Annotated in this window: 12 protein-coding genes; all 12 read right to left on the reverse strand. The window is 71.5% G+C overall.

Annotated elements, in window-relative coordinates; all coding sequences use genetic code 11:
* Positions 1-6: 6 nt before the first annotated feature.
* Positions 7-345 carry a P-II family nitrogen regulator gene (locus tag BLU20_RS10215; RefSeq protein ID WP_029252542.1) on the reverse strand — a complete coding sequence of 113 codons (339 nt, stop codon included), beginning with the start codon at positions 343-345 and terminating at the stop codon, positions 7-9.
* Entirely contained in the window at positions 342-1,664 is a 1,323-nt protein-coding gene (locus tag BLU20_RS10220) for an ammonium transporter (RefSeq protein ID WP_083372445.1), read from the reverse strand. Before BLU20_RS10220 ends, BLU20_RS10215 begins: the two co-directional genes overlap by 4 nt.
* A 151-nt stretch (positions 1,665-1,815) precedes the next feature.
* Positions 1,816-2,979 carry a signal recognition particle-docking protein FtsY gene (gene ftsY, locus BLU20_RS10225; protein WP_172829064.1) on the reverse strand — a complete coding sequence of 388 codons (1,164 nt, stop codon included), beginning with the start codon at positions 2,977-2,979 and terminating at the stop codon, positions 1,816-1,818.
* A 12-nt stretch (positions 2,980-2,991) separates the two neighbouring features.
* Complete coding sequence (locus BLU20_RS10230; RefSeq protein WP_157270431.1) at positions 2,992-3,408, reverse strand: hypothetical protein; 417 nt, start codon at positions 3,406-3,408, stop codon at positions 2,992-2,994.
* A gap of 85 nt (positions 3,409-3,493) precedes the next feature.
* Positions 3,494-7,054, reverse strand: coding sequence for a chromosome segregation protein SMC (gene smc / locus BLU20_RS10235; protein ID WP_083372447.1), 3,561 nt, complete (start codon positions 7,052-7,054; stop codon positions 3,494-3,496).
* An 83-nt stretch (positions 7,055-7,137) separates the two neighbouring features.
* Positions 7,138-7,572 (reverse strand): nucleoside-diphosphate kinase, encoded by a 435-nt coding sequence (gene ndk / locus BLU20_RS10240; RefSeq protein ID WP_029252537.1) that lies wholly within the window; start codon positions 7,570-7,572, stop codon positions 7,138-7,140.
* 23 nt (positions 7,573-7,595) lie between these two features.
* The gene (locus tag BLU20_RS10245; protein WP_231959189.1) at positions 7,596-8,072 is read right to left on the reverse strand and encodes a DUF4233 domain-containing protein; all 477 of its coding nucleotides are present in this window, start codon (positions 8,070-8,072) and stop codon (positions 7,596-7,598) included.
* A 4-nt stretch (positions 8,073-8,076) separates the two neighbouring features.
* Positions 8,077-9,792: an MDR family MFS transporter gene (locus BLU20_RS10250; RefSeq protein WP_083372448.1), complete on the reverse strand. Its 1,716-nt coding sequence runs from the start codon at positions 9,790-9,792 to the stop codon at positions 8,077-8,079.
* A 52-nt stretch (positions 9,793-9,844) separates the two neighbouring features.
* Positions 9,845-10,435, reverse strand: coding sequence for a TetR/AcrR family transcriptional regulator (locus BLU20_RS10255; protein WP_083372449.1), 591 nt, complete (start codon positions 10,433-10,435; stop codon positions 9,845-9,847).
* A 62-nt stretch (positions 10,436-10,497) separates the two neighbouring features.
* Positions 10,498-11,199, reverse strand: a complete 702-nt coding sequence (dhaM, locus tag BLU20_RS10260) for a dihydroxyacetone kinase phosphoryl donor subunit DhaM (protein ID WP_029252533.1) — start codon at positions 11,197-11,199, stop codon at positions 10,498-10,500.
* Positions 11,196-11,834 (reverse strand): dihydroxyacetone kinase subunit DhaL, encoded by a 639-nt coding sequence (gene dhaL / locus BLU20_RS10265; RefSeq protein WP_083372450.1) that lies wholly within the window; start codon positions 11,832-11,834, stop codon positions 11,196-11,198. Before dhaL ends, dhaM begins: the two co-directional genes overlap by 4 nt.
* A gap of 61 nt (positions 11,835-11,895) precedes the next feature.
* Positions 11,896-12,891 (reverse strand): dihydroxyacetone kinase subunit DhaK, encoded by a 996-nt coding sequence (gene dhaK, locus BLU20_RS10270; protein WP_029252531.1) that lies wholly within the window; start codon positions 12,889-12,891, stop codon positions 11,896-11,898.
* Positions 12,892-12,952 lie beyond the last annotated feature (61 nt).

The raw sequence follows: 12,952 nt of genomic DNA on the forward strand, positions 1-12,952 counted from the left end.
GAGCCGTCACAGTGCGCCTGCGCCGTGCTCGCCGGTGCGGACCCGGACGACGTCCTCGACGGGGACCGTCCAGACCTTGCCGTCACCGATCCGGCCGGTCTGCGCGGCCTGGACGACGACGTCGGTCACCGTCGGGGCGGTCTCGTCGTCGACGAGCACCTCGATCCGGACCTTGGGGACCAGGTCCACCGTGTACTCGGCGCCGCGGTACACCTCGGTGTGCCCCTTCTGCCGGCCGTACCCGCTGGCCTCCGAGACCGTCATGCCGCGGATCCCTGCTGCCTCCAGCGACGTCTTCACGTCGTCGAGACGGTGCGGCTGGATGATTCCTGTGACGAGCTTCATGCTCGAACCTCCTTGATGGTGCCGCCCTGTGCGGCGATCTCGTACGCGGACTCCCCGTGGACGGCGAGGTCGATACCGCCGACCTCGTCCTCCTCGCTGATGCGCCAGCCGATGGTCGACTTCAGGATCAGCCCGATCACGAACGTCACGATCCCGGCGAAGGCCACGGCGACGAGTGCGATGAGGATCTGGACGACGAGCTGCTCGACGCCCCCACCGTAGAAGAGACCGGTCTCGGTCGCGAGGAAGCCGATCGCCACGGTGCCCCAGAGTCCGGAGACCAGGTGCACGCCGACCACGTCGAGCGAGTCGTCGTAGCCGAACTTGAACTTCAGGCCGACCGCCAGGGCGGACAGGACTCCGGCGACGGCGCCGACGGCGAGCGAACCGACCGGGCTGACGGAGCCGGCGGCCGGCGTGATGGCGACAAGGCCTGCGACGACGCCGGACGCGGCACCGAGGGAGGTGGCCGAGCCGTCGCGCAGCTTCTCGGTCACGAGCCATCCGATCACGGCGGCCGCGGTCGCCGTGGTGGTGTTGACCCAGGCGAGGCCGGCGAAGCCGTCTGCCGTGAAGGCTGAGCCGCCGTTGAAGCCGAACCAGCCGAACCACAGGAGCGCAGCACCCAGCATGACGAGCGTGAGGTTGTGCGGACGCATCGGCTCCTTGCCGAAGCCCTTGCGCTTGCCGATGATGATGGCGAGCACGAGCGCCGCGATACCGGCGTTGATGTGCACCACGGTGCCACCGGCGAAGTCGATCGGAGCGACGCTCGCGACCTCGTCGGCCCCCGTGCCGGTGGTGCCGAAGACCATCGCCGCCAGGCCGTCGGCCGAGCCGGAGAGGAAGCCGCCGCCCCACACCATGTGGGCGAGCGGGAAGTAGCAGACGGTGACCCAGATGGCCGTGAAGATCATCCAGGTACCGAACTTGACGCGGTCGGCCAGCGCACCGGAGATCAGCGCGACGGTGATGATGGCGAACGTCGCCTGGAACCCGACACCGACGATGTTCGGCACACCGAACCCGTCGATGAGGAACTCACCCGACTCGTCGTAGATCGCGCCCTGCAGCCCGAACTGGTCGAACGGGTTTCCGAAGATGCCGCCGACGTCCGCCCCGTAGGACATCGACCACCCCCAGAGCACGTAGACCACGGCGACGACCGCGATCGACCCGAACGACATCATCATCATGTTCAGGACGGACTTGGTCCGTACCATCCCGCCGTAAAAGAACGCCAGTCCCGGCGTCATCAGGAGCACGAGGGATGCCGACATCAGCATCCACGCGGTCGCTCCGGTGTCCAGCTCCACCATGGTCAGTCTCCCCTCGTCGGCCCGGGCGGCCGATCTGGGTCAACCTTCGAAGACGCGGGTTTCCGCCGATAGGTCGTCGTGTTACGAGCGTGTGACAGGCGTCATCGGCGGGTAACCATCATGTTTCGCGTCTCGGCGTCCGAGACGACGGCTACGCCGGGTCGCCGAGGAGTGCGTCGACGAACTCGGCCGGGTCGAAGGGTGCGAGGTCGTCGGGACCCTCACCGAGACCGACCAGCTTGACCGGCACCCCGAGCTCGCGCTGCACGGCGACGACGATCCCGCCCTTGGCCGTGCCGTCCAGCTTGGTGAGCACGATGCCCGTGACGCCTGCGACCTCCCCGAAGACCCGGGCCTGGGTCATGCCGTTCTGCCCGGTCGTCGCGTCGAGGACGAGAAGCACCTCCGCGAGCGGTGCCTCCTTCGTGATCACCCGACGGATCTTGCCGAGCTCGTCCATCAGCCCGGCCTTGTTCTGCAGACGGCCGGCCGTGTCCACGAGCACGACGTCGGTCCCGTCCTCGCGACCGCGACGGACCGCGTCGAACGCGACGGACGCCGGGTCGCCACCCTCGCGCTCGGACCGGACGGTGGGTACGCCGACACGGGCGCCCCAGGTCTCGAGCTGGTCGGCCGCGGCGGCACGGAACGTGTCCGCGGCTCCGAGGACGACCGAGCTCCCGTCCGCGACGAGCACCCGTGCCAGCTTTCCGACGGTCGTGGTCTTCCCGGTCCCGTTGACACCGACGACGAGAGTGACCGCGGGGACGGTGACGCCGTCCTCCCTCGTGACCCGCTGCGTCGCCAGGCTCCGGTCGAGCTCCGGGTCGATGATCTCGAGCAGGGCGGAGCGCAGCATGGCGCGGACCGCTGCCGGGTCACGCACGCCCTCGACGCGGACCCGCGTCCGCAGGCCGTCGACGATCTCCCCCGTGGGCCCCGCACCGACGTCGGCGAGCAGGAGGATCTCCTCGATCTCGTCCCAGTCGTCCTCGGTGAGGCTGTCACGCGACAGGACGGCCAGCAGCGCCGATCCGAGCGGCGAGCCGGACCGGGCGAGCCGGTCCCGCAGCCGCGTGAGCCGACCAGCGGTGGGTGCGGGCGTCTCCGTCGACGGCGCAGCTGCGGACTCCGGAAGGGTCTCGACCTCGCCCCCGGCCTCGGGCGCCTCCGCCTGGTCCGGGCTGTGCTCGTCCAGGGTCGGTGGCTTCTTGGCCCCTCGTCCCCGCGGCGCGAGGAGGACGTAGAGCAGTCCTGCCACGACGAGAACTGCGAGAAGGATCCAGAGCCAGGTGAGGTCGGTCGCGTTTGTCACGCGCTGATTCTCTCAGACCTCCGTGGGCTCCTCAGGCTGGGCGTGCTCACGGGGCCTGACCGTCCCGATCCGGACGTGGCCCCGGGCGGTGCGTGCGGCGTCGACGGCCCGCGCGCCCGTCCGGGCCCACGACTCGGTGACGTCGGTGGCGTCCATGTACGGGTTCCCGTCCTCCTGCGTCGCCGCGAAGAAGTCCCCCATGCGCGTCTCGACCGGCTGCTCCGGGTCCTGCCGGCCGGTCGCCGTACCCGCGCGGCGCTGCCGGCGCCGCTCTCGCATCGCGTCCGTGGCACCCCGCAGGTCGTCGACGAAACCGCGGACGCCGCGACCCTTCTGGCCCGACTCCATGCCCGCGACCGTTCCCGCGTACACGAAGACCACGCACGCGACGAGAAGGGCTATACCCCACCACAGGAACATTCCAAGCATGTAGACAGTGTGCAGGAGCGTGCGGCACCCGACACGCCGACATCACCGTTGTCATCGAACTGTCACACGATCTCCACGGGCGCGGTCAGACGACGGGAGCAGGGTCCATCCGTTGACTGATGACCGTCGTCACACCGTCGCCGCGCATCGTGACGCCGTAGAGCGCGTCGGCGATCTCCATCGTCCGCTTCTGGTGCGTGATGACGATGAGCTGGGAGTCCTCCTGCAGCTCGCGGAAGATCTCCAGGAGCCTGCCGAGGTTCACGTCGTCGAGCGCCGCCTCGACCTCGTCCATCACGTAGAACGGGCTCGGCCGCGCCTTGAAGATCGACACGAGGATCGCCACCGCGGTCAACGACCGTTCTCCCCCCGAGAGCAACGAGAGGCGCTTGACCTTCTTGCCGGCGGGGCGGGCCTCGACCTCGATCCCCGTCGTGAGCATGTTCGTCGGGTCCGTCAGGACGAGCCTGCCCTCACCCCCGGGGAACATCCCGGCGAACACGCCCTCGAACTGGCGGGCGGTGTCGGCGAACGCCGAGGTGAACACCTCCTCCACGCGGCGGTCGATGTCGCTCACGATGTCGAGGAGGTCCGACCGGGACTTCTTCAGGTCCGCGAGCTGTGTGGTGAGGAACGTGTGCCGCTCCTCGAGCGCGGCGAACTCCTCGAGCGCGAGCGGGTTGACCTTCCCCAGGGCTCGCAACGCGCGCTCCGCCGACCGGAGACGTTTCTCCTGCTCGGCGCGGACGTACGGGACCTCACGGGGCTCACCGTCCTCGTCGAGGGCGTCGTCGCCGGTGCAGGGCACCGGGCGGTGCGGTCCGAACTCCTCGACCAGCACCGCCGGGTCCAGTCCGAGCTCGTCGACGGCGCGCTGCTCGAGCTGCTCGATGCGCAGGCGCTGCTCCGCCCGGGCGACCTCGTCACGGTGCGCCACGTCGGTGAGCTCGCGCAGGCGCTGCTCGAGCCCGGAGACGGCCGCGCGCACCACCCCGAGCGTCTCGTCCCGTACCGCACGTGCCTGCTCGAGCTCGGCCTTCCCGTCGGCCGCCCGCTGGACGGAGTGCTCCACCACGCGCACCGCCTGCTCCGCGATGTCGGAGACCTCGCGCGCGCGACGGGCACGACGCACCCGGACCTCCTCGCGCCGGGCGGCGCGCTCCCGCGCCTGGCGCTCGTTCGCGACGGCACGGTCGAGCGCCTCTGCACGCCCGGTCAGGGCTCGCTCCCGTTCCTCCTGCGTGCGGAGCGCGAGACGGGCCTCCGTCTCGGTCGCCCGTGCCGCCTGCGCCGCCTGCGCCGCCTCGTCACGCTCGCCCTGGGCGGCCACCACCGACGCCTCGGAGGCCTCGGGCTCGGCCGCCGCCACGTCGTGCCGCTCGACGAGCGCCGCGAGGAGCTCGCGCTCCTCGCCGAGGGAACGCTCGGCCCGTTCGAGGTTCACGCGCGCACGGTCGGCCTCCGCCGTCGCACCGCGCGTGGTCGCGCCCAGGTTCCCGAGACGTTCCGCCACCGCCGCGAGCGCCGCGTCGTTCTCGTCGAGACGCCCGAGGGTCTCGTCGTAGCGCTGGTCGGCCGCGGCCAGCGCGAGCTCGGCGTCGGCCAGCTCGCGAGAGATCTCTGCAACGAGGGCGTCGACGGCATCACGTCGTTCGCGCGCGTCGTCCACGGCGGCCTGCAGGTGCAGCACGCCCGGCGCGGACGCCGATCCACCCCAGGCCTGCCGGGCGCCGAGCACGTCACCGCCGCGGGTCACCGCGACGAGCCGCGGCTCGCTCTCCACCAGGATCCGTGCGGCGGTCAGGTCCTCGACGACCACCACGTCGCGCAGCAGTGCCGCGACGACGTCGCGAGCCGCGTGCGCCGGTGTGACGACGTCGGTCGCCCACGACGCCGCGACCGGCAGGTCGATCTCCGGCCGTGCCGGAGCGTCGGCGGCGTCCAGGACGACCAGCCCGGCGCGCCCCGCGTCCTCGGTCCGCAGGTGCCGCAGGGCGTCCACGGCGGCACCGACGTCCTGGACGGCGACGGCGTCGGCCGCGGGGCCGAGCGCGGCGGCGACGGCGTCCTCGTACCCCGGCGCGATGCCGACGAGCGCGGCGACCGACCCCTCGGTCCGTACTCCGTCGGCGCCGAGCAGCTCGCCGACGCCGTCCTTGCGGGTCAGGCTCAGCTCGAGCGTCTCGATGCGTGCGGCGAGGGTCGCCCGCTCCTGCTCGGCGGCGCGACGGCGCTCGACCAGTGCGTCGACGGCGTTGCGGGCCTCGGTCCGCGCCCCGGCCGCCTGCTCGTGGGCGGCGTCCAGCCCGACCTCCCCCTCCTCCGCGCCCGCGGCCTCCGCCTCGAGCGACGAGAACTCCGCGCGCGCCTGCTCGGCCCGTCGGCCCGCCTCCGCGACGACCTCGGTCAGCCGTCCGATCTCCGCCTCGACGGCCTCGACCCGGCTGCGCCGGGCGGCGACCTTCCCGGCGAGCGTCGCGAGCCCCTCCCGGCGGTCGGCCTCGCCGCGCACGAGCGTCGCGAGCGCCCGGTCGGCCGCCGCCGAGGACTCTTCCGCGGTCTGCCGTGCGGCCTGGGCCGCGGTCAGCCCGTCGCGCGCGGCCTCGACCTCGGCGGCCAGCTCCCGCTCTGCGGCACGGACACGCTCGGCCTGCCGGGCGAGCTCGTCGGGATCCTGCCCCTGGTGGGCCGGCTCGGGCGTGCCGAGCATCCGGAGCCGCTCGCCGGCGAGCTGCCGGGTGCCGACGAGCCGTTCGCGCGCGGAGGACAGCCGGAACCAGACGTCGGTGGCGGCGGCCAGCTCCGGGGCGGCCCGCGCGGCCTCCTCCTCGAGCGAGGCCAGCTCGGTGCGTCGCGACGCGAGTTCGGCCTCGACGGTCGCCTGCTGCGCACGGACGGCCGCCTCGTCCGCCGACTCCTGCTCGAGCCGCGCCGTCGCCTGGGCGACGTCGTCGGCGAGCAGTCTGGCGCGAGCGTCGCGGACGTCCACCTGCACGGTGCCCGCCCGGCGCGCGACCTCGGCCTGCTTGCCGAGCGGACCGAGCCGCTTGCGGATCTCGGTCGTCAGGTCGGCGAGCCGCGTGAGGTTGCCCTGCATCGCGTCGAGCTTGCGGAGGGCCTTCTCCTTGCGCTTGCGGTGCTTGAGAACGCCCGCGGCCTCCTCGATGAACCCGCGCCGCTCCTCCGGGGTGGCACGGAGCACGGCGTCGAGCTGCCCCTGCCCGACGACGACGTGCATCTCCCTCCCGATCCCGGAGTCAGAGAGCAGATCCTGGATGTCGAGGAGACGGCACGCGGAGCCGTTGATCGCGTACTCCGATCCCCCGGACCGGAAGAGTGTGCGCGAGATGGTGACCTCGCTGTAGTCGATCGGGAGCGCCCCGTCGGCGTTGTCGATCGTCAGCGACACCTCGGCGCGGCCGAGCGGCGGACGGCCGGCGGTCCCCGCGAAGATGACGTCCTCCATCTTTCCGCCACGCAGGGACTTCGCGCCCTGCTCGCCCATGACCCAGGCGAGCGCGTCGACCACGTTCGACTTGCCCGAGCCGTTGGGGCCGACGACGCACGTCACTCCCGGCTCGAACCCGAGCGTCGTCGCCGACGCGAACGACTTGAAGCCGCGAAGCGTCAGGGTCTTGAGGTGCACGGGTCACACACTAGCGACGCACGGCCCCGGACACACGGACGCCGCCCCGGCCGAGCGGCACGGGGCGGCGGAGACTCGTGATGTCAGCCGAGCTCGGGGAACCAGAGCCCGATCTCGCGGGTCGCCGACTCGGCGGAGTCGGATCCGTGCACGAGGTTCTGCTGGACCTTGAGCCCCCAGTCACGCCCGAGGTCGCCACGAATGGTCCCCGGGGCGGCGGCGGTGGGATCGGTCGCACCCGCGAGCGAGCGGAAACCGGGGATGACGCCCTGCCCCTCGGCGACGACCGCCAGGACCTTGCCGGAGAGCATGAACTCGACGAGCGGCTGGTAGAAGGGCTTTCCCTCGTGCTCCGCGTAGTGCTGGGCGAGGACGGCGGGGTCGGCGTCGACAAGCTTGACGGCCGCGAGCACGTAGCCCTTGGCCTCGACGCGGCGAAGAACCTCGCCCGACAGCCCCCGGCGGACGCCGTCGGGCTTGACGAGGATCAGTGTGCGTTCGATCGGTGCATCAGTCATGGCACGAGCCTACCGCCGCGTGATCAGGCGACGTTCGGGGCCGTCTCGGGGTGCGCGGCGTCGTACTCCGCACGCTCCCGGTCGATCCGCGAGCCGAGGACGAGCGAGGCGATCCACATCACGACGAAGATCGCGCCGACGAGGAGCATGAGCGGGATCGCGATCCCCGTGGCGAGCACCGGGACCTGGACGAGGCTCCCGGCCACGTACCCGCCCGTGGAGTCGAGCGTCCGGGAGAGCACGAGCAGAGCCACCATGAGCGTGCCCCCGATCACCCAGACGGTCGTCGCCGAGGGCACGTCCATCCACTCGGGCCACCCCGCCTCGTTGCGCCGCAGGGCGTGGGCGGCCATGGTCGCGAAGAGCACCAGGCACGCCTCGAGCACCAGCGTCGCCGAGGCGAACTGCTGCTTCGCCGACTTCTTCGGGCGGATGCGCGGCGCGTCCTCCCCCGACCGGACGATCGGGTCGGGGGACGCGGGCTGGGTCGAGTCGCTCACGCGGTCAGGATACCGATCTCGGGGGCTCGCCGCTGCGACCCTCGTCGTCGCCGTCCGCGACGCCCGGGTCGGCACCGGGCGCGGCGCCCACGGGGGCACTCACCGGCGACGGTTCGACCGGCTGCTCTCCCGCGCCTGCATCGGTCGTGGGCTTCGGGGCGGCGAGCGCCTCACCGCGTGCCACCATCCCGGCGGTGTCCGAGAGCTTGACCACCGGCAGGAACAGCGCGAGGACGAACCCGAGGGCCAGCAGCGGCACGAGGTACCAGAACGACGGCGCCAGCGCGTCGGCGTAGGCGTCGACGACTCCGGAGTGGAGCGGCTCCGGGAGCTGTTCGACGGCAGCCGGCGTGATCGAGTCCGCGCCGCCGGGATCGCCCGCGCCCGGGACACCGGTGAAGACCTCGGTGAGGTTCTCCGTGAGCCGCGAGGTGAAGATCGTCCCGAACAGCGCGGTGCCGACGGCGGCACCGATCTCGCGGAAGAAGTTGTTGGCGCTCGTGGCGGTCCCGATCTCCTGCGGATCCACGGAGTTCTGGACGGCGAGCACGATCGTCTGCATCACGAGTCCGATGCCCGCGCCGAGCACGAAGATCATCGCGCCGAAGAGGACCATCGACATGTCGCCGGTCATGGTGGTCATCCATACCAGGCCGAGCGTCGCGATCGCCATCCCCGCGATCGGGTACGGGCGGTAGCGGCCCGACTTGACGATCGCGAACCCGGAGATGATCGAGGTCGCCATGAGCCCGACCATCATCGGGATCATGAGCAGGCCGGACTCGGTGATCCCGGCGCCGGTGGACATCTGCAGGAACGTCGGCAGGTACGCGAGGGCGGCGAACATGCCCATGCCGATCGTGAACCCGATCGAGGTCGCGATCGTGAAGGTGCGGTTCTTGAAGAGGCGCAACGGGAGGATCGGGTCCTGGGCCCGGAGCTCGACCACCACGAAGAGAGCGACCGACACCAGCGTTCCCGCGGCCAGCGCGAGGAGCGCGGGGCTGCTCCAGTCGTAGCCTCCGTCGGCCACCGACTCCCAGCTCGTCAGGAGGATGATGCCGGAGGTCGCGAGCACGAGGAAGAAGATCCCGGCGACGTCGACTCGACGTCGCGCGGAGTGGCTGGGGAGCTTCAGCGCGACGAACGAGATGATGAAGGCCGCAATGCCGACGGGGATGTTGATCCAGAAGCACCAGCGCCAGTCGGCGTGCTCGGTGAAGAACCCGCCCAGCAGGGGGCCCGCCACGGCGGAGATCCCGAACAGGGCACCCATCGGCCCCATGTACTTCCCGCGCTCCCGCGCCGGGACGATGTCCGCGATGATCGCCTGGGACAGGATCATCAGACCGCCGCCGCCGGCGCCCTGGACGAAGCGCCAGAACACCATCTGCCCCATCGTGTCGGCCATGCCCGCGCCGGCCGAGGCGACGGTGAACAGGGCGATCGCGCCGAGGAAGAGCCAGCGACGCCCGAAGACGTCGCCGAACTTCCCGTACAGCGGCATCACGATGGCGACGGCCATGATGTAGGCGGTCACCATCCAGGCCTGGTGCTCGACACCCCCGAGGTCGCCCACGATCGTCGGCATCGCGGTGCCGATGATCGACTGGTCGAGGGAGGCCATGAACATGCCGGCCATGAGGGAGCCGAAGATCAGCCAGATCGTCTTGGGGGTCAGGACGATCAGGGGTTCGTCCTGGGTGGTCGTGGTGCTCATCGACGAGCCTTTCCGGTACAGGGTGGGATTGCGGGCCGGCGGACGCGAGTGGTCAGGCCAGCAGGGTGCGGATCTCCGCGAGGACGGGTTCGACGTGGTCGGCGGGCGTGCCGTCCGCGCCGCGCTGCTCCCAGCGCATGAAGGCGCCGCGCACGGCGGACATCATGACGACGCCGACCAGCTCGGAGGCGACGTGCTCCCCCGTCGTCGCGCGACGCCGGGCGAGCAGCTCGTCAAAGCTCGAGCGCTGGTCCTCCATCCAGGCGACGTGCCGGACGAGCAGCCGGGGCTCGGCCCGCGCGAGCTCCATCGCGGCAGCAAGTCGGTGGCCGGAGAGCGCGGGTGCGGAGAGCAGGTCCCGGAGCACCACGACGGTGTCGTCCACAAAGCGTCCCGTCGGCCCGCCGGCCACGAACGTGGCGGCGACGGTGTCGTCGACCGAGACCTCCGTGAGGCCGAGGATCGCGTGCTCCTTGGACTCGAAGTAGTTGAAGAAGGTCCGCGACGAGACTCCGACCGCGTCGCAGATCATCTCGACCGTGACGCCGTCGCTCCCGTGCTCGCGCACGAGGGCGTGGGTCGCGTCGATCAGCGCCTCGTGGCGCTCGCGCTTCTTGCGCTCGCGCAGCCCAGACTTCTCCATGGAGAATATTCTTGCACGGCCTGCACTATTTCAGTGACTGAAATAATGTGGCCCCGGACACGCTAGAGCTCGCCGAATCCCGCCTCGACCGCCTCGACGACGGCCTGACGGGCCTCGGCCGCCTGCGGGCCCTCGGCGACGATCGTGAGCTCTCGTCCCTGCGTCGCACCGAGCTTCATCAGCTCGAGGACGCTGGCGCCGTCCACACCGTCGACGCGGACCTGGGCGTCGAACCCGGCGATCATCCGGGCAAGGACCGCCGCCGGCCGGGCGTGCAGGCCCAGGGGGTTGCGGAGCACGACCACGATCTCCCCGTCGGCCGCTGCAGCACCGTCCGTCGTCGCGTCCATGACCGCATACTCCGACCCGACCGGCGCCCCGCGCAAGCTCACCGCGGCATTCTCCGCGGCGGCGACGACGTCGGACGCGGCCAGGCCGCCGTGCGCGGCCACCGCGGCAGCGACGGCACCCTCGACGAACGGACCACCGGCCAGTCGGACGTCCAGCCCGTCCTCGAGGTCGAGGACGGACTCGACCGTCAGCACCGCAGACCCGAGGTCCGCGAGCACGACCGCGGACCCACCGTCGGACGTCACGTCCGTCAGCGCCTCGAGAATCCGGTCGAAGCTCGTCCCGAGCCGCCGGTCGTCGGCTCCCCCGACCGGGACGATACGGACCCCGGGCGCCATCTGGCCGGCGAGCTCGGCAAGCCCGTCCGCCAGGGCGGCCGAATGAGAGACGAGGACCAGCGAGACGCGGCTCATCGGCCCTCGCCCACGGCCCGCACGGCTGCGTCGAGGATCAGCGCCGTGGACGTCGCGCCGGGATCCGCGCTCCCCGCGCTCCGGTCCCCGAGATAGCTGGCGCGACCCTTGGTCGCGACCATCGACGTCGTCGACGCCGCACCCGCGGTTGCCGCGGTGGATGCCCTGCGCAGGACCTCCTCGGCAGATGCACCCTCGTGCGCGGCGGCCGCAGCAGCGTCGGCGGCCGCCTGCCACGCGTCGACCATCGTCTTCTCGCCGGGCACGGCCTTGCCCCGGGCCGTCACACCGTCGAGCGCTCCCTCGACGAGAGCCACGACGGCGCTCGCGTCGAGAGAGGGGACTGCTGTCGCCTTGGCGGCACGCAGGTAGGCGGTGCCGTAGAGCGGCCCGGAGGCTCCGCCGACCTTCGACATCAGCGTCGTCGCGACGAGCTTGAGCACGTCTCCGACGTTCTCGGGCTCGGGGTCGAGCGCGTCCAGGCGTTCGACCACCGCGCGGTACCCCCGGTCAAGGTTCTCGCCGTGGTCGCCGTCCCCGATCCGTCGGTCCAGCTCGGTCAGCTCCGCCTTGGCCAACCCCACCGCCTCGGCGGTCAGTCGTACCCAGCGCACAGCCCACGAAACGTCCAGCATCCGTCACCCTCACTTCTGACATCGTCGGCATCGGCGGTCCGGGCCTTGCCCGCGGCCGTCGCTACCAGTGCAGCGCCGCGGTGCGCACGGGTGCGTCCCACAGCTGCGTCGTCTCGTCGTCGAGCCGCAGGACAGAGACCGACGCGCCCTGCATCTCCAACGACGTCACGTAGTTGCCGACGAGCGAGCGCGATACCGAGACGCCCAACCCCTCGAGCCGTGACCGCGCACGACGATAGACGACGTAGAGCTCGGAGAGCGGCGTGCCGCCCATTCCGTTAACGAACAGCAACACGCTCTCCCCGTCGGTCAGCCCCAGGTCCTCGACGACGGGGTCGAGGAGCTGGTCCGTGATCTCGTCCGCCGTGGCCACCGGTGCCCGCCGGCGACCGGGCTCGCCGTGGATGCCGATGCCGATCTCGATCTCGTCGTCGCCGAGCTCGAACCCGGGTCGTCCCACGTGGGGCACCGTGCACGGGGCGAGTGCCACGCCCATCGTCCGGACGTTGTCTGCGACGCGCTGCGCGACGGCGGTGACGGTCTCGAGGTCGTCGCCGCGGGCGGCCGCCGCACCGGCGATCTTCTCGACGGCGACCGTCCCCGCCACACCACGACGTCCCGCCGTGTAGAGCGAGTCCTCCACCGCGACGTCGTCGTTCACGAGCACCGTCGTGACGCGGTGGTCGTCGTCCCCGGCGAGCTCGACGGCCATCTCGAAGTTCAGGACGTCGCCCGTGTAGTTCTTCACGATCGCGAGAACACCGGCCCCCGAGTCGGCCGCCTCGAGCGCAGGCTGGATCTGGTCCGGCGTCGGCGACGTGAACATCTCGCCCGGGACCGCGGCGTCGAGCATGCCGTCGCCGACGAATCCTGCGTGGAGCGGTTCGTGGCCGCTCCCCCCGCCGCTGACCAGGCCCACCTTGTTCGGCACGGGGCCACCCGCACGGGTCACGTACGTCGGGTCCAGGGAGAGCTCGACGAGATCGGCATGAACCGCCGTGAATCCCTCGAGACTCTCCGTGACCGCGTTCTGCGGGTCGTTCAGCAACTTCTTCATCGCACGAACCTCCGTTGGTCGGCGGTCCGCACGCAGGACGACGGACCCGTCCCCCCATCCA

Source organism: Paraoerskovia marina, from assembly GCF_900105445.1.
Classification (GTDB): Bacteria; Actinomycetota; Actinomycetes; order Actinomycetales; family Cellulomonadaceae; genus Paraoerskovia; species Paraoerskovia marina.

Bases quoted from the DNA above. Each gene is read 5' to 3' on its own strand.
- BLU20_RS10215 (WP_029252542.1), bottom strand. From the start codon at position 345: ATGAAGCTCGTCACAGGAATCATCCAGCCGCACCGTCTCGACGACGTG.
- BLU20_RS10220 (WP_083372445.1), bottom strand. From the start codon at position 1,664: ATGGTGGAGCTGGACACCGGAGCGACCGCGTGGATGCTGATGTCGGCA.
- BLU20_RS10230 (WP_157270431.1), bottom strand. From the start codon at position 3,408: ATGCTTGGAATGTTCCTGTGGTGGGGTATAGCCCTTCTCGTCGCGTGC.
- ndk (WP_029252537.1), bottom strand. From the start codon at position 7,572: ATGACTGATGCACCGATCGAACGCACACTGATCCTCGTCAAGCCCGAC.
- BLU20_RS10250 (WP_083372448.1), bottom strand. From the start codon at position 9,792: ATGAGCACCACGACCACCCAGGACGAACCCCTGATCGTCCTGACCCCC.
- BLU20_RS10255 (WP_083372449.1), bottom strand. From the start codon at position 10,435: ATGGAGAAGTCTGGGCTGCGCGAGCGCAAGAAGCGCGAGCGCCACGAG.
- dhaM (WP_029252533.1), bottom strand. From the start codon at position 11,199: ATGAGCCGCGTCTCGCTGGTCCTCGTCTCTCATTCGGCCGCCCTGGCG.
- dhaL (WP_083372450.1), bottom strand. From the start codon at position 11,834: ATGCTGGACGTTTCGTGGGCTGTGCGCTGGGTACGACTGACCGCCGAG.
- dhaK (WP_029252531.1), bottom strand. From the start codon at position 12,891: ATGAAGAAGTTGCTGAACGACCCGCAGAACGCGGTCACGGAGAGTCTC.